Raw genomic sequence first — 22,425 nt, 5'->3', positions numbered from 1 at the left:
CCGCCCGGCTGGTGCGAGACCCACCACGTCCTGCCCTGGTCGCACGGCGGCACCACCGACGTCGACAACGGCATCCTCCTCTGCCAGCACCACCACACCGAGGTCCACCGCGGCGCCCTCACCATCACGCGCGCACCCGACATCGCACCCGACGCGGCCGAACCCGCAGGCGACCGCACCGCCGCACCACGCACCCGCCGATCCCGCACCCGACCCCGCCGCTGGCGCATCACCGCCGCGTACCCGCGCCGCCACCGCACCCGAGCACCACTGCGCAGATGACACGCGCGCTGGGAGCGCTCGTCCGCGCCTAGGCTCGTGGGCATGAGCGTCATCGTCGTCGGCAGCATCAACGTGGACGTCACGGTCGTCGCCGACCGCATGGCAGCGGCGGGGGAGACCATCACGGGCTCCGCGCTCGAGACGGGGCTCGGCGGCAAGGGCGCGAACCAGGCCGTCGCCGCTGCGAAGGCCGGCGCGAGCACGGCCATGGTGGGGTGCGTCGGATCGGACGCCTTCGCCGACGTCGCCCTCGACGGCCTGCGCGCGGCGGGCGTCGACGCCGACGGCGTGCGCGTCGTCGACGGCGGCACGGGCATCGCGCACATCCGCGTCGCCGGCGGCGACAACTCGATCGTCGTCGTGCCGCTCGCGAACGCGCATCTCACGGTCGAGCAGGCCGAGGCCGCGATCGACGCGACCGACGCCGACGTGCTGCTGCTGCAGCTCGAGGTCGCGCAGCAGGTCGTGCTCGCGGCCGCTGCACGAGCCCGTGCCCGTGGCATCCGCGTGGTGCTCGATCCGGCGCCCGCGGCGCCGCTGCCCGAGTCGATCTGGCAGCATGTGGCGCTCGTGAAGCCCAACGAGCACGAGGCGGGGCTGCTCACGGGCGTCGAGGTGACCGATGCCGCGTCGGCCGAGCAGGCGGCGCGCTGGTTCCTCGATCGCGGCGTCGAGGCCGCCATCGTCACGCTCGGCAAGGCGGGGGCCGTGCTCGTCGACGGCGACGGCGCACGCACGCTGCCAGGCCACGTCGTCGACGCCATCGACTCCACCGCCGCTGGCGACACGTTCTCCGGCACCCTCGCGGCGGCGCTCGCAGACGGCGCGAGCCTCGACGCGGCGGCCGCGCGCGCCATGGCGGCGGCGGCGATCTCGGTCACGCGCGTCGGCGCGACGGCATCCATCCCGTCGGCAGCCGAGGTCGACGCCTTCCTCGCCTGATCCGCGCGCGTCGGGAGGCGGGTGCAGACGCACGTAGGCTGGAGGCATGTCTGCGCCCGTGCCGTTGCCGCTCGAGTCCCCGGACACCACCATCGCCGCCTCGGGCGGTGCGCTCGTGCGGCGCACGGTGCTGCCGACGGGGCTGCGCGTGCTCAGCGAGCACGTGCCGGGTGCGTCGAGCGTCACGATCGGGTTCTGGGTGCCGGTCGGCTCGCGCGACGAGCAGCCCGTGACGTACGGATCGACGCACTTCCTCGAGCACCTGCTCTTCAAGGGCACGCAGCGCCGCACCGCGTTCGACATCGCGGTCGCGTTCGACGCCGTCGGCGGCGAGCAGAACGCGCTCACCGCGAAGGAGCACACCTGCTACTACGCCAAGGTGCGCGACCGCGACCTGCCGATGGCGGTCGAGGTCATCGCCGACATGGTCACGTCGTCGCTGCTCGACGCGGACGAGTTCGAGAGCGAGCGCGGGGTCATCCTCGAGGAGCTCGCGATGGCTGACGACGACCCCGGTGACGTCGCAGGCGAGCTGCTGGCGCGGCTGGTCTACGGCGAGCATGCGCTCGGTCGGCCCATCGGCGGCACGAAGGACACGATCCTCGCCGTGTCGCGCGACGACGTCGCCGCGCACTACCGCGAGCACTACCGGGCACGCGACCTCGTCGTGACGGTTGCGGGCGCCGTCGACCACGACGAGCTCGTGACGCTCGTGCAGCGGGCGCTGGCCGACTGCGGCTGGGACGACGCCCCCTCGGCGCCGCGTGCGCGACGCGTCACCGACGCGGCCGCGATCGTCGGCGGCGGCATCGAGGTCATCGACCGGCCGCTCGAGCAGGTGAACCTCATGATCGGCATGCCGGGCCTCCTCGCATCCGATCGTCGCCGCACGCACATGTCGGTGATGAACACGGTGCTCGGCGCCGGCATGTCGTCGCGCCTGTTCCAGGAGGTCCGCGAGCGTCGGGGCCTGGCGTACTCGGTGTACTCGTACGCGTCGCTGTACTCGGACGCCGGCTCGTTCGGCATGTACGCGGGCTGCACGCCGAAGAAGGCGGGCGAGGTGGCGCGCATCATGCTCGGCGAGCTCGACCGTCTCGCGGCCGACGGCGTCACCGACGAGGAGCTCGTGCGTGCGAAGGGGCAGATCGCGGGCGCGAGCGCGCTCGCGCTCGAGGACTCCGACTCGCGGATGTCGCGTCTGGGTCGCGCGGAGCTGACGATGGGGGAGTTCTCCGACCTCGACGCCGTGCTCGCCGCCGTCGACCGGGTCACGGCCGACGAGGTGCGGGCGATCGCCGCGGAGCTCGCGTCGGGCCGTCGCTCCGTCGCCGCCGTCGGTCCCGTGCGCGCCGACGCGTTCGCGTCGCTCGCCTGAGCCCGCGTCCTGGCTCCATCCCGGCTGCGCTGGGCTGAGCCACAGGGTCGGGTGGGTATGGTGTCCACGGCTGCTCGCGACGTCGCGCGGAGCCGGAGAGGAACGCACGTGCCGCATCATCTGTACCTCGTGCGTCACGGCGAGCAGCAGGATGCCGAGCACGGCGTCGACGACGGCCCCCTGTCGGCCCGTGGCGTGCGTCAGGCGCATCTCGTCGCCGAGCGGCTCAGCGGCGTCGGCTTCACCGAGGCGTACCACTCGCCGCTCGTCCGCGGCGAGGACACGGCGCGCGCCATGCGCGAGCTCATGCCCGCGACGCCGTTCCAGCCGCACGCGCTGCTGATGGACTGCGTGCCCTCCGGCGTCGAGCCCGACATGCCGCACGCCTACCAGTCGTTCTTCTCCGGAGTCACGGACGCGGAGGTCGATGCCGGCAGCGCGCAGATGGCCGACGCCGTCGAGCAGTGGCTCATGCCCCGCGGCGAGCGCAGCGACGTGCTGCTCGTGACCCACAACTTCGTCATCGGCTGGTTCGTGCGCCACGTGCTCGACGCGCCCGACTGGAAGTGGATGACGCTCAACCAGGCCAACGGCGGCCTCACCGTCATCCACATGCGCCCGGGTCGCCCTCCGCAGCTGCTGTGCCACAACGACCTCGGGCACCTGCCGGTCGAGCTGCGCACCGGCATGCCGACGCAGCTGCCCGTCTGAGCCTCGCTCCGGTCAGCGCCCGCTCCGCTCAGCGCTCGACGCGCTTGCGGTACCAGGCGTTCGCGTTGGGGTTGTCGTTGAAGGGCGCGACGGGCACGAATCCCGCGGCGGCGTAGAGGCCTCCTGCCGCGGCGAGCGAGCTGTTCGTGTCGAGCACGACGTCGGTCGCGCCGAGCGCGACCGCACGCTCCTCGAGCGCCGCCAGCAGCGCCTTGCCGACGCCGTGCCCACGCGCGGCATGCGTGGCGAACAGGTGCTTGACCTCGAACCACGCGCCATCGTCGGACGGGATGCGGCGCACGCCGCCGACGCCGACCGGCTCGCCGTCGAGGCGAGCGACCAGCAGTGCGCCGTCCGGCGGGGTGAGCTGCGCGCTCGGCGCCGTCTTCGGCTGGTAGGGCCGTGACGCGTCCGCCCATGTCGCGACGCGGTCCGCGAGGTAGGCATCGAGCAGCGCTCGGGCGTCGGCATCGTCGGGGGAGGCGTCGTGGAGCGTCAGCACGCCGCCACGGTAGCGCCGACGGCGGCGCTGCCGTGCGCCGGTAGGCTTCGGGCATGCTGCGTGTGGGCGTCCTGGGCGCGAGCGGACGGCTCGGCGCCGCCGCCGTCGCCGCCATCGCGTCGACCGACGACCTCGAGGCCGTCGAGCTCGACCCGCGCGGCGACCTCGACCTCCACGGGCTCGACGTCGTCTTCGACGCCACGATCCACGCCGCATCCGAGCGCATCGTCGACGCTGCCGTCGCGCAGGGCGTGCCGATCGTCGTCGGCACGAGCGGATGGGGTGCCGCACGCGTCGACGCGCTGCGCGAGGGTGGCGCCTCCGGCGTGCGCATCGTGCCGAACTTCTCGATCGGATCCGTCGTGGGCACGCACCTCGCGACGATCGCGGCCAGGCACCTCGGCGCGGTCGAGATCGTCGAGACCCATCACGAGCGCAAGGTCGATGCCCCCAGCGGCACCGCGGTGCGCACGGCGGAGGCGATCGCCGCGGTGCGCGACGTGCACGCGCCGACGCCCGACGAGCCCGGCCGCGGCACGCTCGTCGCCGGCATCCCCGTGCATGCGCTGCGGCTGCCTGGCGTGAGCGCTCGGCAGGAGGTCGTGCTGGGCGGCACGGGCGAGACGCTCACGATCCGCCACGACACGCTCGGGCACGACGCGTACGCCGCGGGCATCCTGCTCGCGCTGCGCGCGGCGTCGCCTGCAGGCGTCGTCGTCGGGCTCGACGACCTGCTCGGCCTCGCACGATGAGCCGCGCGTTCGCGTGGTTCATGGGCGGCGTGCTCACCCTCTACGTCGTCCTCGCCGGCTCGTGGGCCGTGCAGCTCATGGCCAGCGGCGAGATCCTCGGCATCGGCCTCGGCGCCGCGCTCATCGTGCTCGCCGCCATCGGGGCGTGGGCGCTCGTGACCGAGCTCGTGTTCGGCGTGCGCCTCGACCGCCTCGTGCGCAGGCTCGATGCCGCAGGCGGCATGCCCACGCCGCTGCCGAAGGCGCCGAGCGGACGCGCCGACAAGGACGCCGCCGACGACGCCTTCCCGGTCGCGAAGGCCGACGTCGAGGCGCATCCGGAGTCGTGGGAGTCGTGGCTGCGGCTGTCGATGGCGTACGACGCCGCCCGCGACCGCCGGCGTGCCCGGCGCTCGGCACGCGAGGCGATCCGCCTGAGCCGTGCAGCCGCGTAGTCGGTGGCAGATGCGAGACTGGGAGCCATCATGAGCCAGCCCTACGAGACCCTCCTGGCCGACGTCGTCGCGAACGGCGTCGCGAAGGGCGACCGCACCGGCACGGGCACGCGCAGCGTGTTCGGCAGGCAGCTGCGCTACGACCTGTCGGAGGGGTTCCCCCTCGTGACGACGAAGCGCGTGCACTTCAAGTCCATCGCCCTCGAGCTGCTGTGGTTCCTGCGCGGCGACTCGAACGTGCGGTGGCTGCAGGAGCGCGGCGTGACGATCTGGGACGAGTGGGCAGACGCCGACGGCGACCTCGGCCCCGTCTACGGCGTGCAGTGGCGCTCGTGGCCGACCCCGTCTGGCGAGTCGATCGACCAGCTCTCGCAGCTCGTCGAGCAGATCCGATCGAACCCCGACTCGCGCAGGCTCATCGTCTCGGCGTGGAACCCCGCCGACATCCCCGACATGGCGCTCGCGCCGTGCCACGCGTTCTTCCAGGTGTTCGTCGCCGACGGCCGCCTGTCGCTGCAGATCTACCAGCGCTCGGCCGACATGTTCCTCGGCGTGCCGTTCAACATCGCCTCCTACGCGCTGCTCACGCACATGCTCGCGCAGCAGACGGGGCTCGAGGTCGGCGACCTCGTGTGGACGGGCGGCGACTGCCACGTCTACGACAACCACGTCGAGCAGGTCGAGCGCCAGCTCTCCCGCGAGCCGTTCCCGCTGCCGACGCTCCGCATCGCGCGCACGCCGGCGAGCATCCTCGACTACGACTACGACGACTTCGAGGTCGTCGGCTACGAGCACCACCCGGGCATCAAGGCGCCCGTCGCGGTCTGAGCGGCGCACCGAGCATGACGCAGAGGATCGGGCTCATCTGGGCAGAGGCCCACGGCCACGTCATCGGCGCGGGCGGCGACATGCCGTGGCGCCTGCCGGAGGACATGCGGCGCTTCAAGCGGGTCACGATGGGCTCGCCCGTCGTCATGGGGCGTCGCACGTGGGAGTCGTTCGGCTCGCCGCCGACGGCGCTGCCGGGGCGCACGAACGTCGTCATCACCTCCGACGACACCTACGAGGCGCCGGGAGCGACGGTCGTCTCGACGCTCGAGACCGCCCTCGACGTCGCGCGCATCGTCGCGGAGGAGGACGACGCCGAGACGGTGTGGATCATCGGCGGCGGCCAGGTGTACCGGCAGGCGCTCGCGCTCGCCGACACGATCGAGCTCACCGAGATCGACGCCGACCTCGACGGCGACACGACCGCCCCTGAGCTCGGGCCCGAGTGGGCGACGACCGTGCTCGACCCCGAGGAGGGGTGGCACGAGTCGGCGGGTGGGCTGCGCTACCGCTTCCGCACGCTCGCCCGCGTCGTCGCAGTGCCCTCCGGCGACATGCCTCGACGCGACGCGCGATAGCCTGGAGCACGTGATCCACAACCCCTTCGGCCAGGTCCTCGTCGCCCTCGTGACGCCGCTGCAGGCCGACGGCGAGGTCGACTGGGCAGACGTCGAGCGCCTCATCGACGACGTCGTCACGCAGGGTGCGGACGGCATCGTCGTCTCCGGCACCACGGGCGAGACCTCGACCCTCACCGACCCGGAGAAGATCCGACTCGTCGAGGTCGCGAAGGACGTCGCCGGCAGCCGGGCGAAGATCATCCAGGGCGGCGGCTCGAACGAGACCGCCCATGCGATCGACCTGTACCGCCAGGCGGAGAAGGCGGGCGCCGACGGCGTCATGATCGTCACGCCGTACTACAACAAGCCGACGCAGGCCGGCCTGCTCACGCACTTCCGCATGATCGCGGACGCGACCGACCTGCCGGTCATCCTCTACGACATCCCCGGCCGCACGGGCGTCCCCATCCGCTACGAGACGATCCTGCGCGCTGCGAAGCACCCGAACATCCTCGCCGTGAAGGACGCCAAGTGCGACCTGGCAGAGGTGAGCCGCGTGCTCAACCAGACCGACCTGCTCTACTTCTCCGGCGACGACGCGATGGTGCTGCCGCACCTGGCCGTCGGCGCCGCGGGGCTCATCGGCGTGACGGCGAACATCGCGCCTGGCCCGTACCGCACGATCGTCGACGCGGTGAACGCGGGCGACCTGCGCACGGCGCAGGCGCAGCACAAGGCGCTGGAGCCGCTCGTGCGAGCGACGATGACGCACGTGCCGGGCACGGTCGCGACCAAGTACATCCTGCACGCGCTCGGCCGCATCTCCAGCCCGCGCGTGCGCCTGCCGCTCGTCGGTCCCGAGGACTCCGAGGCAGCGCTCATCGAGGACGAGATCGCGCTCGTGCGCGACATCGACGGCCTCGACCTGACCCGCTTCCGGCCCGACCGGAACGCGGCTGCGGGTGGTGCGCTGCCGAAGGTGCACGGGACGACGCGCTGACGTCAAGAGGAGGCCCATGACGGGCATCGCACAGCCGGCTCCGCTCGAGCCCGGCACCCTTCGCATCGTCCCGCTCGGCGGCCTCGGCGAGGTCGGCCGCAACATGACGGTCTTCGAGATCGACGGGCGACTGCTGATCGTCGACTGCGGCGTGCTGTTCCCAGAGGAGCATCAGCCGGGCGTCGACCTGATCCTGCCCGACTTCGGCCCCATCCGGGATCGCCTCGACGACATCGAGGCCGTCGTGCTCACGCACGGCCACGAGGATCACATCGGCGCCGTGCCGTACCTGCTGCGGCTGCGTCAGGACATCCCGCTCATCGGCTCGCAGCTCACGCTCGCGCTCGTCGAGGCGAAGCTCAAGGAGCATCGCATCAAGCCGTACACGCACACCGTGCGCGAGGGCGGCAGCGAGCAGCTCGGACCCTTCGGCCTCGAGTTCATCGCCGTGAACCACTCCATCCCGGATGCGCTTGCCATCGCGATCCGCACGACGGCCGGCCTCGTGCTCGCCACGGGCGACTTCAAGATGGACCAGCTGCCGCTCGACGACCGCATCACCGACCTGCGCGCGTTCGCCAGGCTCGGCGAGGAGGGCGTCGACGCGTTCCTCGTCGACTCGACGAACGCCGACGTCCCCGGCTTCACCGCCCCCGAGCGCGGCATCGGACCCGTGCTCGAGCAGGTCATCGCCGCGACGCAGGGCAAGGTCGTCGTCGCATCGTTCTCGAGCCACGTCCACCGCGTGCAGCAGGTGCTCGACGCCGCGCACGCGCACGGTCGCCGCGTCGCGTTCATGGGTCGCTCGATGGTGCGCAACATGGGCATCGCCGCCGACCTCGGCTACCTGACGGTGCCCGACGGCGTGCTCATCGACGCGAAGAAGGCGCACGACCTGCCCGAGTCGAAGATCGTGTTCATGTCGACGGGCTCGCAGGGCGAGCCGATGGCGGTGCTGTCGCGCATCGCGAACGGCGAGCATCAGATCGTCGTCGGCGAGCGCGACACCGTCATCCTCGCCTCGAGCCTCATCCCCGGCAACGAGAACGCCGTGTACCGCGTGATCAACGGCCTCATGAAGCTCGGTGCGAACGTCGTGCACAAGGGCAACGCGAAGGTGCACGTCTCCGGCCACGCGTCGGCGGGCGAGCTGCTCTACTGCTACAACATCCTCGGCCCGCGCAACGTCATCCCCGTGCACGGCGAGTTCCGGCACCTGCACGCGGCGGCGTCGCTCGCACGGCAGACGGGCGTGCCGCACGAGCGCGCGTTCGTCGGCGAGAACGGCACGGTGTGGGATCTGCGCGGCGGCGACGTCCGCGTCGCGGGCCAGCTCGAGATCGGCTTCGTGTACGTCGACGGCTCGTCGGTGGGCCGTCTCGACGACGCGGACCTCAAGGACCGCCGCATCCTCGCCGAGGAGGGCTTCATCTCGATCTTCATCGCGATCGAGGCGCAGACCGGCAGGTGCGTCGTCGGCCCCGAGATCCACGCGCGCGGCTTCGCGGAGGACGACTCGATCTTCGACGAGATCCGCCCGAAGATCCTCGCGGCGCTCGAGGAGGCCGCCGGCCAGGGCGTGCGCGACACGCATCAGTTCTCGCAGGCCGTGCGCCGCACCGTCGGACGCTGGGTGGGCACGCGCATCCGCCGCCGCCCGATGATCGTCCCGGTCGTCATCGAGGCGTGATCGAAGCGTGACCGAGTCTCGTCCGCGAGGATGAGGCGGGCTCGCAGGACGGCCGCATAGCCTCGCTCCTGGCCGACGCACGTTCGGCGTGGAGCGAGGCGGGCATGAGCGCAGACGGCGGACGGATCGACGGACCCGAGGGCGTCGGCACGCCCCCGACGCACGGCCGGGAGCCTGCGGCGTCGACCGATGCGTCGACGACGCCGGCGCTCGAGTCGGGCCGGCCGCAGCACGCGGCGCTCGGTGGCGACGAGCGCCGGGCCGGCGCTGCGCAGCGCCGGCTCGAGGCCGCCGAGCGGAAGGCGGCGCGGCGTGCCGAGCGCCAGTCGCGCGGCCCTGGCGTGTGGCGCACCGTCGTGTGGCCCGCGCTGCGGCTCGTCGTGTTCGCGATCATCGCGGTCGCGCTCGTGAAGCTCGCCTTCTTCCCCGACCCTGCCGCCTCCGAGGCCGGCGGCGACCTGCCGCCCACCGCGGCGATGGAGGAGCCGCTCGTGGCGGCGAGCGTCGGCACCGTGCGCAACGACCTCGCGCTCGAGGGCCAGGTGCTGCCGGACGACACCGTCGCGGTCCGCTCGACGCAGACCGGCACCGTCACGCGCATCCTCGCGACCGACGGCCAGGGCGTCGCTGCGGGCACCGAGCTGTACGTCGTGCGCGTCGAGACGCCCGCGACGCAGCCGAACGACGACGGCTCGCTGCCCGCCCCGACGGTGCGGCTGTTCACGATCGCCTCGCCGACCGCCGGCGTGCTCACCGGCTTCGAGCTGCTGCTGAACCAGGAGGTGCAGGTCGGCACCGAGACGGGTGCGGTGCAGCCCGCCACGTTCCACGTCGACGCCGCGCTCACGGCGCAGGAGCAGTACCGGCTCACGACGCAGCCCACCGAGGCGCAGGTGCAGATCCCAGGTGGCCCTGCACCCTTCGCGTGCACGGGTCTCACGGTGCTGCAGCCCACGCCGGCAGCCGGCTCGCCCGCCGGCGAGGGCGGCACGGGCGTGTCGACGGCGACGATGCGCTGCCAGGTGCCTGGCGACGTGCGCGTCTTCTCCGGCCTCGCGGCCGACGTCACCATCGCAGGCGGCGTCGCGGAGGGCGTCCTGACGCTGCCGACGACGGCCGTGCTCGGCAGCGCCGACACCGGCACGGTCGTGCGCATCGGCGCCGACGGCGCGCAGGAGGAGGTGCAGGTCGAGCTCGGCCTCACCGACGGGCAGCAGATCGAGATCCGCAGCGGCCTCGCCGAGGGCGACGAGGTGCTGCAGTTCGTGCCGGGCGGGGAGCCCGTCGTCGACCCCTGCGCCGACCCGATGACCTTCGACCCGATGGTGTGCGGCGAGGTCATCCCGTGACCCTGCTGTCGCTCGAGGACGTCACGCGCCACGTCGTGCTGCCCGACCGGCCGCCGCTCGAGATCCTCCGCGGCATCGACCTCGCGGTCGACGCGGGCGATCGCGTCTCGATCGTCGGCCGGTCGGGCTCGGGCAAGTCGACGCTGCTCAACATCCTCGGCCTGCTCGACCAGCCGACGACGGGTCGCATGCGGTTCGACGACGAGCCCGTGCTGCTCATGTCGGCACGGCGCCGCGACCGGCTGCGCGCCCTCGCGGTCGGCTTCGTGTTCCAGCAGTTCCACCTCATCGAGGGCCTCACGGCGCTCGAGAACGTGCAGATGCCGCTGCTGTACGGCTCGGGTGCCCACTTCTGGCGCCGCGACCGACTCGCGCGCGACATGCTCGAGCGCGTGTCGCTCGGGCACCGCGCCGACTCGCAGGTGACGACCCTGTCCGGCGGCGAGCAGCAGCGCGTCGCGATCGCTCGAGCGCTCGTGCGGTCGCCGAGGCTCATCCTCGCCGACGAGCCCACCGGCGCGCTCGACCTTGAGACGGGCGCGCAGATCATGGATCTGCTCGAGTCGGTCGCGCGCGACTCGCGTGCGGCGCTCGTCACGATCACGCACGACGTCAACGTCGCCGCACGCGCCGAGCGCATGCATCGGCTCGACGTCGGCGTGCTGTCGCCTGCAGAGCAGGTCGCTGAGGTGCCCGCATGAGGGTCGTCGCCGCCACGTTCGTCGAGGCGCTCGCGCAGCTGCGCATCCACAGGGTGCGCGTGCTGCTGAGCCTCGTGGGCGTCGCGGTCGCCGTCGCGGCCCTCACGGCGTCGGTCGCGATGGGCGACATCGTGCGGCAGGTGTCGACGGAGTCGATGGAGCAGTCCTCCGGCAGGCCCGCGACGTTCGCCTTCACGGTGTACTCGACGACGGGGGAGTCGCCCGCCGCAGACGAGGTCATGGCCGAGGCCGAGGAGATCGCCGACCGCTACGACATCCGCTACACGAGCCCCGTGATGTGGCTCGGCGGTGCCGTCGACCTCGCGGGCGTCCGCACCGACGCGCAGGTGATGGGCGTCGGCGTCGACTACCAGGCGATGCACCGCATCGCGCTCGCGGAGGGCCGCTGGTTCGTCGACTCCGACGCAGAGCGGCTCGCGCCCGTCGTCGTCGTGAACCGGTACGCGCTCGACATGATGGGCGTTGCCAGCGTCGACCAGCATCCGACGATGACGCTGCCGGACGGTCGCACGGCCGTCGTGGTCGGCGTCGTCGAGGGCGGCATGTACGAGGGCTACCCGTACGTGTTCGGCCTGCCGGACACGGCGATGGCGATCGTCGGCGAGGAGGCGGCCGCCTCCGCGCAGCCGACGATCGAGATGTGGGTGCCCGAGGAGTCGGCGGACGCCGTCGAGACGATGGTGTCGCGCGACCTGCGGGGCGCGTTCGAGGGCACGCAGGTCGACGCCTACCGGCAGGACTACGCGGCGTACTTCGACCCCGCGAACGACCCGACGGCGTTCGTGCAGCAGATCCTGCTGGGCATCTCGGGGGTCGTCCTGCTGCTGGGTGCGTTGAGCCTGATCAACATCGCCGTCATCACCGTGCGGCATCGCGTGCGCGAGCTCGGCATCCGGCGCGCGTTCGGCGCGAGCCAGTCGCGCGTCTTCGTCGGCGTCATGCTCGAGTCGGTCGTCGGCACCGTCGCGGCGGGGCTCGTCGGCATCATGCTCGTCGTGCTCGCGTACCGGGTGCTGCTCGTCGACGGCGTCGTCTCGATCGGCATCGCGGGGGAGCTGCCGCCGTTCCCGGTGGCGGCGGCCGTCACGGGCCTGTGCGTCGCGACGGCCGTCGGTGCGCTCGCAGGCATCATCCCGGCGCTCGTCGCCGTGCGGTCGAAGGTCATCGACGCCATCCGATTCTGAGCCCGCGCCGCGAGGGCCGGGCGAGTCGAGGCGCGGCACGGTGCGCCTCACGAGCCGCGTCGTCCGTCGCGGCTACCGTGGCGCCATGGCCACCACGAAGCCGGCGCGCAAGCCTGCCGCGAAGCGCGCGACCTCGAAGACGTCGACGTCCACGCGCGCGCAGACGAAGGTGCTCCCCGTCGAGCAGGAGCGTCCGAACGCCGTGGCGCGCGGCTGGATGGCGCTCGCGCACCTCGCAGGCGGTGCCGCGCGCGTCTTCGGCCGCGAGTCGCTCGCGAAGGAGGAGCGCCGCGACGGCGTGCCGTTCCTGCTCACGCTCCTCGCCATCGCGGGTGCGGTCGTCGAGTGGATCCTGCCGGCGAGCCCCGTGAGCCAGGTGCTGAGCGACGTCACGTTCGGCGGCCTCATGGGCCAGGTGGCCATCGCGCTGCCCGTCGTGCTCGCGCTGCTCGCGCTGTGGATGTTCCGGCATCCCGCGTCGGTCGCCGACAACGGCCGCGTCGGCGTGGGCCTGGCGATGCTCGTCGTCTCGGTCGCGGCGCTGTGCCACGTCATGCTCGGCCAGCCCGCCGCCTCCGACGGCCTGCCTGCCGTCGCCACGGCGGGCGGCATCCTCGGCTGGGTGCTCGGGGCGCCGCTGGCCGCGCTCATCACGCCCGTCGGCGCAGGCATCGTCGCCGGCCTGCTCGTCGTCGTCGGCATCCTCGTGCTCACGGCGACGCCACCGAACCGCATCGTGCAGCGCGTCGGCGACCTGTACCGCTACCTCTTCGGCATGGACCCCGAGAGCGAGGAGGAGCGCGAGCGCCGGCGCTCCGAGCGCCTCGCCGCCCGTGCGGAGCGCGAGGGCGACCAGGAGGAGGGCGACGACGCCACGCTGCCGTTCTGGCGTCGCAACGCCACCGGCCGCGAGGTCGACCCCGCATACGACACCCCGGTGCTCGTCGAGCGCGCCGAGACCGCGCCGGTCGAGCCGACGCCGCTCGCGGCATCCGACGACGCCACGAGCGTGCTCGAGCAGTGGGCGGAGCAGGACGCGTACGAGACCGAGGTCATCGCGCACCTCGAGCACGCCGAGGAGGCCGTGCGGCGCATCACGGGCGAGGCGCCCGTCGTCGACGAGGCACCCGCGGAGCCGGAGGGCATGCAGCCGCTCGCGGGACCGCCCAGCGACCGGCCGTACCGCCTGCCGTCGATCCAGTCGCTCTCGGAGGGCCCGCCAGGCAAGGCGCGCTCGCAGGCGAACGACGACATGGTCGCCGCCATCACGAGCGTGCTCGACAACTTCAAGGTCGACGCGCGCGTCACGGGCTTCTCGCGCGGCCCGACCGTCACCCGCTACGAGATCGAGGTCGGCCAGGGCGTCAAGGTCGAGCGGGTCACGGCGCTGTCGAACAACCTGGCGTACGCCGTCGCGTCGAACGAGGTGCGCATCCTCGCGCCCATCCCCGGCAAGAGCGCGATCGGCGTCGAGATCCCGAACCCCGACCGCGAGACGGTGAAGCTCGGCGACGTGCTGCGCTCGAAGCGCGCGACGACGTCGGTGCATCCCATGACGATCGGCATCGGCAAGGACGTCGAGGGCGGCTTCGTCGTCGCGAACCTCGCGAAGATGCCCCACCTGCTCGTCGCGGGCTCCACGGGCTCCGGCAAGTCGTCGTTCGTGAACTCGATGATCACGAGCATCCTCATGCGCGCGAAGCCGTCCGAGGTGCGCATGGTGCTCGTCGACCCCAAGCGCGTCGAGCTCACCGCCTACCAGGGCGTGCCGCACCTCATCACGCCCATCATCACGAACCCGAAGAAGGCAGCGGAGGCGCTGCAGTGGGTCGTGAAGGAGATGGACATGCGGTACGACGACCTCGCGTCGTTCGGCTTCCGCCACATCGACGACTTCAACACGGCCGTGCGCGAGGGCACGCTCGCGCTGCCGCCGGGCAGCGAGCGCACCCTCAAGCCGTACCCGTACCTGCTCGTCGTCGTCGACGAGCTCGCCGACCTCATGATGGTCGCCCCGCGCGACGTCGAGGACTCGATCGTGCGCATCACGCAGCTCGCGCGCGCCGCGGGCATCCACCTCGTGCTGGCGACGCAGCGGCCGTCGGTCGACGTCGTCACGGGGCTCATCAAGGCCAACGTGCCCTCGCGCTTCGCGTTCGCGGTGTCGAGCGTCACCGACTCGCGCGTCATCCTCGACCAGCCGGGCGCCGACAAGCTCATCGGCCAGGGCGACGGCCTGTTCCTGCCGATGGGGTCGTCGAAGGCGATGCGCGTGCAGGGCGCGTGGGTCGACGAGGCCGAGATCGCGCGCGTCGTGCAGCACGTCACGGGTCAGGCGCAGCCGGACTATCGGCAGGACGTCGAGGAGGTGTCGACGAAGAAGGAGATCGACGCCGACATCGGCGACGACCTCGACGACCTCTGCGCCGCCGCCGAGCTCGTCATCACGACGCAGTTCGGGTCGACGTCGATGCTGCAGCGCAAGCTGCGCGTCGGCTTCGCGAAGGCGGGCAGGCTCATGGACCTCATGGAGAGCCGCGAGATCGTCGGCCCCTCCGAGGGGTCGAAGGCGCGCGACGTGCTCGTGCCTCCCGACGGGCTTGCTGGCGTGCTCGCGTCGCTGCGCGGAGAGACGCCGCCCGCGGCCGCGGCGGCTCCGGCGGCGCCCGCTGCGCCCGCTGCGCCCGCTGCGCCCGCGCAGCAGCGCGACCTCGTCGCCGAGTCGATCGACGAGGCGAACCGCGGCCTCGAGGTCGTCGACGCCGACGACTCCTCCGACGACGCGTGGGGGCTCACGGGGCGCGACTGACGTCGCGGCGAGGGTGCGTCGGCCACGGGTAGCCTGGGAGCATGAGCATCCTGAGCCCCTGGCGGGGCCGCGTCTGGGCTCGCGGCGAGACGCCGGCGTCGGTGGCGAGCGTGCCGAACGTCATCTCGGTCGTCCGGGTGGTGCTCACGCCGCTGTTCGTCTGGCTCGTGCTCGCCGACGACGGCGAGATGGGCTCGGTGCGGCTCGTGGCCGCCGTGCTCTTCGTCGTGCTCATCGCGACCGACTTCGTCGACGGCTGGATCGCGCGCAGCCGCAACCTCGTCACCGACTTCGGCAAGCTCTTCGACCCCATCGCCGACAAGGCGATCACGGGCGCCGCGTTCGTCGTGCTGTCGATCCTCGGCGAGCTGCCGTGGTGGATCACGATCGTCGTGCTCGTGCGCGAGATCGGCATCACGGTGCACCGACTCGCGATCGCGAACGACATCGTCATCCCCGCGTCGTGGCCCGGCAAGGCGAAGACGTGGGCGCAGGCCGTCGCGCTCGCCGCGGCCCTGCTGCCGCTCGCATCCTGGATCGGGGACGCGCCCGCGACGATCGTGCACGTCGCGACCATGACGATCGCCGTGATCCTCACGTTCGTCTCGGGCCTCGAGTACGTGTGGCACGTGCGACGCGGCCGCCGGCGGTGAGCGCAGCCGACGTCGTGCGCCTCGCTCGCGAGCGGGGTGCGACGATCGCGGTCGCGGAGTCGCTGACCGGTGGCGCGCTCGCGAGCGCGATCGTCGACGTCGCGGGAGCCTCCGCGGTGCTGCGCCTCGGCGTCGTCGCGTACGACACGGCGATGAAGGCGTCGGTGCTCGGCGTCGACGCATCCCTGCTCGCCCAGCGCGGGCCGGTCGACGGCGACGTCGCCGCCGCCATGGCGGCGGGCGTGCGCATGCTCGCGAGCGTCCAGGGTCCGGCGACCCTCGGCGTCGCGACGACGGGCGTCGCAGGACCCGATCGCCAGGGCGGCCACGACGTGGGGGAGGTGCACGTCGGCATCGCGTCGGCCAGCGGCGCGCGCTCGGTGCGGCTCGACCTCTCGGGCACGCGTGCCCAGATCCGTGCGGCGTCGGTCGACGCGGCGCTCGCGGCGCTCGTCGACGCGCTGCGCGAGACGAGCGCGCAGACCCACAGACCATCCACAGGCGGTCCCGGGTCCGAACTGGAATACGAGATGTGACACTGACGTTGTCAGATCTTGGTGGACGACCAGCGCTAGGCTGGTGACCCGCCGAGGGTGAAGGGGGATCCCATGGTGTTGCTGAGACAGGAGCTGGGCGACGTGCTGCGCGACGTACGCCTCCAGCAGGGACGCACGCTGCGTCAGGTCGCGTCGCGCGCGTCGGTCGCGCTCGGCTACCTCTCCGAGGTGGAGCGCGGTCAGAAGGAGGCGTCGAGCGAGATCCTCGCCTCCGTCGCGGAGGCGCTCGACGTGCCGCTGTCGAGCATCCTGCGAGAGGTGGGGGACCGTCTCGCCGTGCTCGAGGGCATCGACGTGCGCTCGCTCGAGCCGTCGCTGCAGCGCATCCCGGATGCGGTGCCCGACGAGCTCGTGCGCGAGCTGTCGACCATGACGCGCTGAGCGCGTCGCTGACAGGACGCATCACGACGAGGGGCCGCGCATCGCGTGGCCCCTCGTCGCATATCGTGGAGGACCATGCGCACCAGCGAGCTCCAGCGAGCGGTCGACGACGAGTTCGGACGGCTCGGCGACGTGCTGCTCGCCGATCTCGTGCTGCCAGGGCTCGACGACCGCACGGGCAGGCAGGCGCTCGCCGACGGCGTGCCCCCTCGCACCGTGTGGCTCGCGCTGTGCGAGGCGCAGGACGTGCCGGACCCGCGCCGCCACGGGGCAGGCAGGCGCGCGCCGCAGCGCTGAGCGGCGACCGCGCCACGAGCGCGCGACACGCCGCGTGCGCATTCGAAGATGCGTTCGAATCCGTCGTACGCTGGCCCCGCAGCGTTCCACAGCCCGGCGCTCTGCACAGGAGGGGCTCCTGCCGACCGCGTGTCGGCGGTCCCGCCTAGCGTGAGCCGGGTCAAGGACGCCGCCGGTCACCGGTGGTGACTGCGCCCGGCCGAGCATCGGCTGCCTGTGGGCGAGCGGACACGAACGAGAGGGTTGAAGGATGCCTACGCAAGCAGATCGCGAGAAGTCGCTCGAGGCGGCACTCGCGCAGATCGACAAGCAGTTCGGCAAGGGCACGGTCATGCGCCTCGGCAGCGACGAGCGCGCGCCGGTCGAGGTCATCCAGACGGGCTCGATCGCCCTCGACGTCGCTCTCGGCATCGGTGGACTCCCTCGTGGCCGCATCATCGAGATCTACGGTCCCGAGTCCTCCGGCAAGACCACGCTCACGCTGCACGCGATCGCGAACGCGCAGCGCAACGGCGGCATCGCCGCGTTCATCGACGCCGAGCACGCGCTCGACCCCGAGTACGCGAAGAAGCTCGGCGTCGACATCGACGCCCTCCTGGTGTCGCAGCCCGACACCGGCGAGCAGGCGCTCGAGATCGCCGACATGCTCGTGCGCTCCGGCTCGATCGACCTCGTCGTCATCGACTCGGTCGCCGCGCTCGTGCCCCGTGCCGAGATCGAGGGCGAGATGGGCGACAGCCACGTCGGCCTGCAGGCGCGCCTCATGTCGCAGGCGCTCCGCAAGCTCACGGGTGGTCTGAACCAGACGCAGACGACCATGATCTTCATCAACCAGCTGCGCGAGAAGATCGGCGTGTTCTTCGGCAGCCCCGAGACGACCGCCGGCGGCAAGGCGTTGAAGTTCTACGCCTCGGTGCGCCTCGACATCCGTCGCATCGAGACGCTCAAGGACGGCACCGACGCGGTCGGCAACCGCACGCGCGTCAAGGTCGTGAAGAACAAGATGGCACCGCCGTTCAAGCAGGCGGAGTTCGACATCCTCTACGGCATCGGCATCTCGCGCGAGGGCAGCCTCATCGACTTCGGCGTCGAGCACAACATCGTGAAGAAGTCGGGCGCCTGGTACACGTACGACGGCGACCAGCTCGGGCAGGGCAAGGAGAAGGCGCGCGAGTTCCTGCGCACCAACCCCGAGATCGCCGCAGAGATCGAGACGAAGATCCTGACGAAGCTCGGGGTCGGCAAGGCTGCTGCTGCCGCAGCCGCAGCCGCGCCCGTCGAGTCCCTCGCCGACCGCCGCGCGGAGCGCGTGGGAGCGTGAGGGTCGTCGACCTCGCCGAGGTGCGCGCCGCCAAGGAGCGCGCCTCGGCGGAGGCGCTCGACGTCGCACGGCGCGTCCTGAGCAGGCGTGCGCTCAGCAGAGCCGAGGTCGCGAAGCGCCTCGACGAGCACGGCGTCGAGGCCGACGATCGCGACGCGGCGCTCGATCGTCTCGAGCACGAGGGCGCCATCGACGATCGGGCGCTCGCCGAGACGGTCGCCGAGCGTGTGCGCACGCGGCGCAAGGCTGGCGCTCGCGTCGTCGAGCAGGAGCTCGCTCGACGTGGGATCGCGCAGGCGGATCGGGCCGAGGCGCCCTCCGACGACGACGAGCTCGAGCGCGCGGTCGGCTTCGCCGAGCAGCGCCTTCGCAGAGGGCCGATCGACGAGGTCGTGCTGCGCCGCGTCGCGGGCCAGCTGGCCAGGCGCGGCTTCGCCTCGGGCATCTGCCGACGTGCGCTCGACGAGGCGAAGGCCCGCATCGACGCGCTCGGGGCACCCTGAGCGCAGATTCAGCCGACGTTCACCGTCGTGGCCGTGCGCTGGACTACGGTGGCGGCATGAAGACCTCCCGCCTCCTTGCGCTCCCGGCCATCGCTGCCGCCGCGCTGCTCACCATGACCGGCTGCTTCCAGCTGCCGGGCGCACCCACCACCAACTCCGGCTCGACCGCGGACCCCACCGATGGTGGCGGCGGCGGCAGCAGTGAGCAGACCACCGAGCTCGCAGGCACGACCTGGAGCGGCTCCGACGGTGGCAACCAGATGACGTTCACGCTCAACGAGGACGGCACCATCGACTTCACCGAGTGGAACGACGAGGGCGGCTTCGACGTCCCCCAGGACACCTGGGTCGTCTCCGGCAGCGACGTGACGCTGACCATCAGCACGAACGCGGGCGACCTGGTCTACACGGGTGCCGCCTCGACCGGGTCCATGAGCCTCACGGGCTCGGGCACGGCAGAGGGCCAGACCCTCGACATCTCGCAGGGCAGCTGACCTCGGCCCCAGCACGACGAGGGCGACGGACCGCCGTCCGTCGCCCTCGTCGCGCGTGCGGCGTCGTACGAACGCACCCAGGCGACACGCACAGCGCGTTCAGGAAGCGGTCGGCTGCTCCGCGTACGCTCGCACCATGAACATCTCCCGCATCGCAGGCGCCGCCGCGCTCGGCGCGGCAGCGATCCTCACGCTCGCCGGCTGCATCCAGCTCCCCTCCCCGCAGACGCCGCAGACCTCGACGCCGACGACGACGACGCCCACGACGTCCGAGCCCGGCACGTCTGCACCCGCCACGAGCGAGCCCGCCGAGGACCCCGGTGACGCGCTCGTCGACACCGAGTGGATCGGCACGGTCGAGGGCCCCGAGATCTTCATCGACCTCGAGTTCTCGTTCGAGGCCGACGGCACCCTCTACATCACGGTCTGGAGCGACGAGACGGGCGTGCCGTTCGACTCCGCGCAGGACACGTGGTCGGTGCAGGACGGCACCCTCGAGATGACGCTGTCGCAGATCGAGGAGATCAACTACATCGACCTCACGGGGCCGTTCACGGGCGTCACGCCCTCGCTCACGATGACCGGCGTCGACGGCGTCGGCACCGCCGGGTACTCGGTCACCTTCAACCAGCGCTGACGCCGAGGGGAGCCGAGGCTCCCGCGGGACGGCATGCAGGGGACGGCGTTCGCGCCGTCCCCTGCGTCGTACCCTGGATGGCATGACCAGGACGTTCGAGGTGCGCACCTTCGGCTGCCAGATGAACGTGCACGACTCCGAGCGGCTGCGCGGATCGCTGCTCGACGCCGGCTACGCGGAGGCCGCAGGCGCCGAGCCCGACCTCATCGTCATCAACACGTGCGCCGTGCGCGAGAACGCCGACTCGCGGCTCTACGGCAATCTCGGCCAGCTCGCGAAGACGAAGCGCGAGCGCGACGGCTTCCAGATCGCCGTCGGCGGCTGCCTCGCGCAGAAGGATCGCGGCACGATCCTCGACCGGGCGCCGTGGGTCGACGTCGTCTTCGGCACCCACAACCTCGGCTCGCTGCCGACGCTGCTCGAGCGCGCACGACACAACGACGAGGCGCAGCTCGAGATCCTCGAGTCGCTCGAGACCTTCCCGTCGACGCTGCCCACGAAGCGCGAGTCGACGTACTCGGCATGGGTGTCGATCTCGGTCGGCTGCAACAACACGTGCACCTTCTGCATCGTGCCGTCGCTGCGAGGCAAGGAGCGCGACCGCCGCCCCGGCGAGATCCTCGCCGAGCTCGAGGCGCTCGCCGCCGAGGGCGTCGCGGAGGTGACGCTGCTGGGCCAGAACGTGAACTCGTACGGCGTGGAGTTCGGCGACCGGCTCGCATTCGGCAAGCTGCTGCGTGCGGCAGGCGAGATCGACGGCATCGAGCGCATCCGCTTCACGAGTCCCCACCCTGCGGCGTTCACCGACGACGTCATCGACGCGATGGCCGAGACCGACGCGGTGATGCCGCAGCTGCACATGCCGCTGCAGTCGGGATCCGATCGCATCCTCAAGGCCATGCGTCGGTCGTATCGGTCGGCGCGCTTCCTCGGCATCCTCGACCGCGTGCGCGCCGCGATGCCCGACGCGGCGATCACCACCGACCTCATCGTCGGCTTCCCAGGCGAGACCGACGAGGACTTCGACGACACGCTGCGCGTCGTCGAGCAGTCGCGCTTCGCGTCCGCGTTCACGTTCCAGTACTCCATCCGCCCGGGCACGCCTGCCGCGACGATGCCGGACCAGGTGCCGAAGGCCGTCGTGCAGGAGCGCTTCGAGCGGCTCGTCGCGCTGCAGGACCACATCACGTTCGAGGAGAACCAGCGCCAGGTCGGTCGCACGGTCGACGTGCTCGTCGGCAGCGGCGAGGGGCGCAAGGACGCCGCGACGCATCGCGTCACCGGACGCGCACCCGACCATCGGCTCGTGCACCTCGTGCCCGGCGAGCACGAGCTGCGACCCGGCGACGTCGCGACCGTCGAGATCACGCGTGCGTCGACCTTCCACCTCGAGGCCGACCGCGGACCCGTCGCGGTGCGGCGCACGCGCGCCGGCGACGCGTGGGACCTCGCGCAGGCCGAGTCGTGCGGCGTGCCCGTGAGCCCCGGCACGCCCCGCGGCGCGGTGCCCGTGCGCCTGGGCATGCCCACCCTGCGCGCCTGATGCTCGCGATCGTCGGCGCGACCGGCACCGGCAAGTCGCAGCTCGCCCTCGACGTCGCCGCGTCGCTGGCAGCGCACGGTCGCGAGGCGGAGGTCGTGAACGCCGACGCGATGCAGCTCTACCGCGGCATGGACGTCGGCACGGCCAAGCTCGCCCTCGACGAGCGGCGCGGCGTGCCGCACCACCTCATGGACGCGCTCGAGGTCACCGACGAGGCGAGCGTCGCCTGGTACCAGCCGCGCGCGCGCGAGGTCGTCGCCGCGATCGAGCAGCGCGGTGCGGTGCCGATCCTCGTCGGTGGCAGCGGCCTGTACACGTCGAGCGTGCTCGGGCCGCTCGACTTCCCAGGCGCCGACGAGGCGCTGCGCGCCCAGCTCGAGGTCGACCTGCTGCGCGACGGCGCCGCGGCCATGCACGCGCGCCTGGCGGCGGTCGACGCGCGCGCAGCGGACGCGATCGGCCCGCACAACGGTCGCCGCATCGTGCGCGCGCTCGAGGTCGTCACGGCGACGGGCGAGCCGTTCCCCGTCGGGCTGCCCGACGTGCTGCCCGGCACGACGATCGTGCACGTGCGCAGGGCGCGCGACGAGCTCGTGGCGGCGCTCGACGCTCGCGTCGAGGGCATGTGGGCGGCGGGCATGCTCGACGAGGTGCGCGCGCTCGTCGACGCAGGGCTCGAGCGGGGCTCCACGGCGCGGGCGGCCATCGGATACCGGCAGGCGCTCGACCAGCTCCGCGGACGCGCCACGCGCGAGGAGGCGATCGCCGAGACGCAGCGGCTCACCCGCCGCTACGCGCGCAGGCAGGTGTCGTGGTTCCAGCGGTACCCCGCGCTCGACGTCGACGGTCCCGTGGGTGCCGATGCGATCGCGGCGACCCTGCTCGCCTAGGCTCGA

At 72.3% G+C, this 22,425-nt stretch carries 25 protein-coding genes; 24 read left to right on the top strand and 1 reads right to left on the bottom strand.

Annotated features, from left to right (window positions below; genetic code table 11):
• The 4 genes from ACZ6H8_RS07340 to ACZ6H8_RS07325 form a co-directional block, all read left to right on the top strand.
• A partial coding sequence (locus ACZ6H8_RS07340) for an HNH endonuclease signature motif containing protein (RefSeq protein WP_464145930.1) occupies positions 1-282 on the top strand: 282 nt, incomplete at its 5' end.
• Positions 283-324: 42 nt separating this feature from the next.
• Complete coding sequence (locus tag ACZ6H8_RS07335; RefSeq protein WP_464145928.1) at positions 325-1,224, top strand: ribokinase; 900 nt, start codon at positions 325-327, stop codon at positions 1,222-1,224.
• A gap of 46 nt (positions 1,225-1,270) precedes the next feature.
• Positions 1,271-2,602 carry a M16 family metallopeptidase gene (locus tag ACZ6H8_RS07330; RefSeq protein WP_464145926.1) on the top strand — a complete coding sequence of 444 codons (1,332 nt, stop codon included), beginning with the start codon at positions 1,271-1,273 and terminating at the stop codon, positions 2,600-2,602.
• Between the two features lie 108 nt (positions 2,603-2,710).
• Positions 2,711-3,313, top strand: a complete 603-nt coding sequence (locus tag ACZ6H8_RS07325; RefSeq protein ID WP_464145924.1) for a histidine phosphatase family protein — start codon at positions 2,711-2,713, stop codon at positions 3,311-3,313.
• 28 nt (positions 3,314-3,341) lie between these two features.
• Here ACZ6H8_RS07325 and ACZ6H8_RS07320 read toward each other — a convergent pair whose 3' ends face one another.
• Entirely contained in the window at positions 3,342-3,815 is a 474-nt protein-coding gene (locus ACZ6H8_RS07320) for an N-acetyltransferase family protein (protein ID WP_464145922.1), read from the bottom strand.
• 53 nt (positions 3,816-3,868) lie between these two features.
• Between ACZ6H8_RS07320 and dapB the strand changes: the two genes are divergently transcribed.
• From dapB to miaA, 20 genes are all read left to right on the top strand, one after another.
• Positions 3,869-4,567 (top strand): 4-hydroxy-tetrahydrodipicolinate reductase, encoded by a 699-nt coding sequence (gene dapB / locus ACZ6H8_RS07315; RefSeq protein ID WP_464145921.1) that lies wholly within the window; start codon positions 3,869-3,871, stop codon positions 4,565-4,567.
• On the top strand, positions 4,564-5,001 hold the full coding sequence (locus ACZ6H8_RS07310) for a hypothetical protein (RefSeq protein ID WP_464145919.1): 438 nt from the start codon (positions 4,564-4,566) through the stop codon (positions 4,999-5,001). The genes dapB and ACZ6H8_RS07310 overlap by 4 nt, the downstream gene beginning before the upstream one ends.
• Before the next feature lie 30 nt (positions 5,002-5,031).
• A complete protein-coding gene (locus ACZ6H8_RS07305) occupies positions 5,032-5,829 on the top strand; it encodes a thymidylate synthase (protein WP_464145917.1) in 798 nt (265 codons plus the stop codon).
• 14 nt (positions 5,830-5,843) lie between these two features.
• Entirely contained in the window at positions 5,844-6,407 is a 564-nt protein-coding gene (locus ACZ6H8_RS07300; RefSeq protein WP_464145915.1) for a dihydrofolate reductase, read from the top strand.
• A 10-nt stretch (positions 6,408-6,417) separates the two neighbouring features.
• Positions 6,418-7,389, top strand: coding sequence for a 4-hydroxy-tetrahydrodipicolinate synthase (gene dapA / locus ACZ6H8_RS07295; protein ID WP_464145914.1), 972 nt, complete (start codon positions 6,418-6,420; stop codon positions 7,387-7,389).
• Between the two features lie 16 nt (positions 7,390-7,405).
• Positions 7,406-9,079, top strand: a complete 1,674-nt coding sequence (locus tag ACZ6H8_RS07290) for a ribonuclease J (protein ID WP_464145912.1) — start codon at positions 7,406-7,408, stop codon at positions 9,077-9,079.
• A gap of 104 nt (positions 9,080-9,183) precedes the next feature.
• The gene (locus ACZ6H8_RS07285) at positions 9,184-10,428 is read left to right on the top strand and encodes an efflux RND transporter periplasmic adaptor subunit (RefSeq protein ID WP_464145910.1); all 1,245 of its coding nucleotides are present in this window, start codon (positions 9,184-9,186) and stop codon (positions 10,426-10,428) included.
• Positions 10,425-11,129, top strand: coding sequence for an ABC transporter ATP-binding protein (locus ACZ6H8_RS07280; protein ID WP_464145908.1), 705 nt, complete (start codon positions 10,425-10,427; stop codon positions 11,127-11,129). The genes ACZ6H8_RS07285 and ACZ6H8_RS07280 overlap by 4 nt, the downstream gene beginning before the upstream one ends.
• Positions 11,126-12,334, top strand: a complete 1,209-nt coding sequence (locus tag ACZ6H8_RS07275) for an ABC transporter permease (protein WP_464145906.1) — start codon at positions 11,126-11,128, stop codon at positions 12,332-12,334. The genes ACZ6H8_RS07280 and ACZ6H8_RS07275 overlap by 4 nt, the downstream gene beginning before the upstream one ends.
• 85 nt (positions 12,335-12,419) lie before the next feature.
• Positions 12,420-15,143, top strand: a complete 2,724-nt coding sequence (locus ACZ6H8_RS07270) for a DNA translocase FtsK (RefSeq protein WP_464145904.1) — start codon at positions 12,420-12,422, stop codon at positions 15,141-15,143.
• Between the two features lie 41 nt (positions 15,144-15,184).
• A complete protein-coding gene (gene pgsA, locus ACZ6H8_RS07265) occupies positions 15,185-15,796 on the top strand; it encodes a CDP-diacylglycerol--glycerol-3-phosphate 3-phosphatidyltransferase (protein WP_464145902.1) in 612 nt (203 codons plus the stop codon).
• Positions 15,793-16,332 (top strand): CinA family protein, encoded by a 540-nt coding sequence (locus ACZ6H8_RS07260; RefSeq protein ID WP_464145900.1) that lies wholly within the window; start codon positions 15,793-15,795, stop codon positions 16,330-16,332. The genes pgsA and ACZ6H8_RS07260 overlap by 4 nt, the downstream gene beginning before the upstream one ends.
• A 72-nt stretch (positions 16,333-16,404) precedes the next feature.
• Entirely contained in the window at positions 16,405-16,734 is a 330-nt protein-coding gene (locus tag ACZ6H8_RS07255) for a helix-turn-helix domain-containing protein (RefSeq protein ID WP_464145898.1), read from the top strand.
• Between the two features lie 75 nt (positions 16,735-16,809).
• Positions 16,810-17,031: a DUF3046 domain-containing protein gene (locus tag ACZ6H8_RS07250; protein WP_464145896.1), complete on the top strand. Its 222-nt coding sequence runs from the start codon at positions 16,810-16,812 to the stop codon at positions 17,029-17,031.
• 250 nt (positions 17,032-17,281) lie between these two features.
• Complete coding sequence (gene recA, locus ACZ6H8_RS07245; RefSeq protein WP_464145894.1) at positions 17,282-18,352, top strand: recombinase RecA; 1,071 nt, start codon at positions 17,282-17,284, stop codon at positions 18,350-18,352.
• Positions 18,349-18,855 (top strand): regulatory protein RecX, encoded by a 507-nt coding sequence (locus ACZ6H8_RS07240; protein ID WP_464145893.1) that lies wholly within the window; start codon positions 18,349-18,351, stop codon positions 18,853-18,855. The genes recA and ACZ6H8_RS07240 overlap by 4 nt, the downstream gene beginning before the upstream one ends.
• Before the next feature lie 56 nt (positions 18,856-18,911).
• On the top strand, positions 18,912-19,349 hold the full coding sequence (locus tag ACZ6H8_RS07235) for a hypothetical protein (protein ID WP_464145891.1): 438 nt from the start codon (positions 18,912-18,914) through the stop codon (positions 19,347-19,349).
• Between the two features lie 136 nt (positions 19,350-19,485).
• Positions 19,486-19,986 carry a hypothetical protein gene (locus tag ACZ6H8_RS07230; RefSeq protein WP_464145889.1) on the top strand — a complete coding sequence of 167 codons (501 nt, stop codon included), beginning with the start codon at positions 19,486-19,488 and terminating at the stop codon, positions 19,984-19,986.
• Positions 19,987-20,068: 82 nt separating this feature from the next.
• The gene (gene miaB, locus ACZ6H8_RS07225) at positions 20,069-21,529 is read left to right on the top strand and encodes a tRNA (N6-isopentenyl adenosine(37)-C2)-methylthiotransferase MiaB (RefSeq protein WP_464145888.1); all 1,461 of its coding nucleotides are present in this window, start codon (positions 20,069-20,071) and stop codon (positions 21,527-21,529) included.
• Complete coding sequence (gene miaA / locus ACZ6H8_RS07220) at positions 21,529-22,419, top strand: tRNA (adenosine(37)-N6)-dimethylallyltransferase MiaA (RefSeq protein ID WP_464145886.1); 891 nt, start codon at positions 21,529-21,531, stop codon at positions 22,417-22,419. The genes miaB and miaA overlap by 1 nt, the downstream gene beginning before the upstream one ends.
• Positions 22,420-22,425: the final 6 nt, after the last annotated feature.

The organism is Agrococcus sp. AC640b, from assembly GCF_979255995.1.
This window is presented reverse-complemented; position numbering and strand designations above follow the sequence as displayed.

Bases quoted from the DNA above. Each gene is read 5' to 3' on its own strand.
- ACZ6H8_RS07335 (WP_464145928.1), top strand. From the start codon at position 325: ATGAGCGTCATCGTCGTCGGCAGCATCAACGTGGACGTCACGGTCGTC.
- ACZ6H8_RS07300 (WP_464145915.1), top strand. From the start codon at position 5,844: ATGACGCAGAGGATCGGGCTCATCTGGGCAGAGGCCCACGGCCACGTC.
- recA (WP_464145894.1), top strand. From the start codon at position 17,282: ATGCCTACGCAAGCAGATCGCGAGAAGTCGCTCGAGGCGGCACTCGCG.
- ACZ6H8_RS07230 (WP_464145889.1), top strand. From the start codon at position 19,486: ATGAACATCTCCCGCATCGCAGGCGCCGCCGCGCTCGGCGCGGCAGCG.
- ACZ6H8_RS07235 (WP_464145891.1), top strand. From the start codon at position 18,912: ATGAAGACCTCCCGCCTCCTTGCGCTCCCGGCCATCGCTGCCGCCGCG.
- dapB (WP_464145921.1), top strand. From the start codon at position 3,869: ATGCTGCGTGTGGGCGTCCTGGGCGCGAGCGGACGGCTCGGCGCCGCC.
- ACZ6H8_RS07285 (WP_464145910.1), top strand. From the start codon at position 9,184: ATGAGCGCAGACGGCGGACGGATCGACGGACCCGAGGGCGTCGGCACG.
- ACZ6H8_RS07250 (WP_464145896.1), top strand. From the start codon at position 16,810: ATGCGCACCAGCGAGCTCCAGCGAGCGGTCGACGACGAGTTCGGACGG.
- ACZ6H8_RS07305 (WP_464145917.1), top strand. From the start codon at position 5,032: ATGAGCCAGCCCTACGAGACCCTCCTGGCCGACGTCGTCGCGAACGGC.
- ACZ6H8_RS07290 (WP_464145912.1), top strand. From the start codon at position 7,406: ATGACGGGCATCGCACAGCCGGCTCCGCTCGAGCCCGGCACCCTTCGC.
- ACZ6H8_RS07270 (WP_464145904.1), top strand. From the start codon at position 12,420: ATGGCCACCACGAAGCCGGCGCGCAAGCCTGCCGCGAAGCGCGCGACC.
- ACZ6H8_RS07310 (WP_464145919.1), top strand. From the start codon at position 4,564: ATGAGCCGCGCGTTCGCGTGGTTCATGGGCGGCGTGCTCACCCTCTAC.
- pgsA (WP_464145902.1), top strand. From the start codon at position 15,185: ATGAGCATCCTGAGCCCCTGGCGGGGCCGCGTCTGGGCTCGCGGCGAG.
- ACZ6H8_RS07330 (WP_464145926.1), top strand. From the start codon at position 1,271: ATGTCTGCGCCCGTGCCGTTGCCGCTCGAGTCCCCGGACACCACCATC.
- miaB (WP_464145888.1), top strand. From the start codon at position 20,069: ATGACCAGGACGTTCGAGGTGCGCACCTTCGGCTGCCAGATGAACGTG.
- miaA (WP_464145886.1), top strand. From the start codon at position 21,529: ATGCTCGCGATCGTCGGCGCGACCGGCACCGGCAAGTCGCAGCTCGCC.
- ACZ6H8_RS07275 (WP_464145906.1), top strand. From the start codon at position 11,126: ATGAGGGTCGTCGCCGCCACGTTCGTCGAGGCGCTCGCGCAGCTGCGC.
- ACZ6H8_RS07255 (WP_464145898.1), top strand. From the start codon at position 16,405: ATGGTGTTGCTGAGACAGGAGCTGGGCGACGTGCTGCGCGACGTACGC.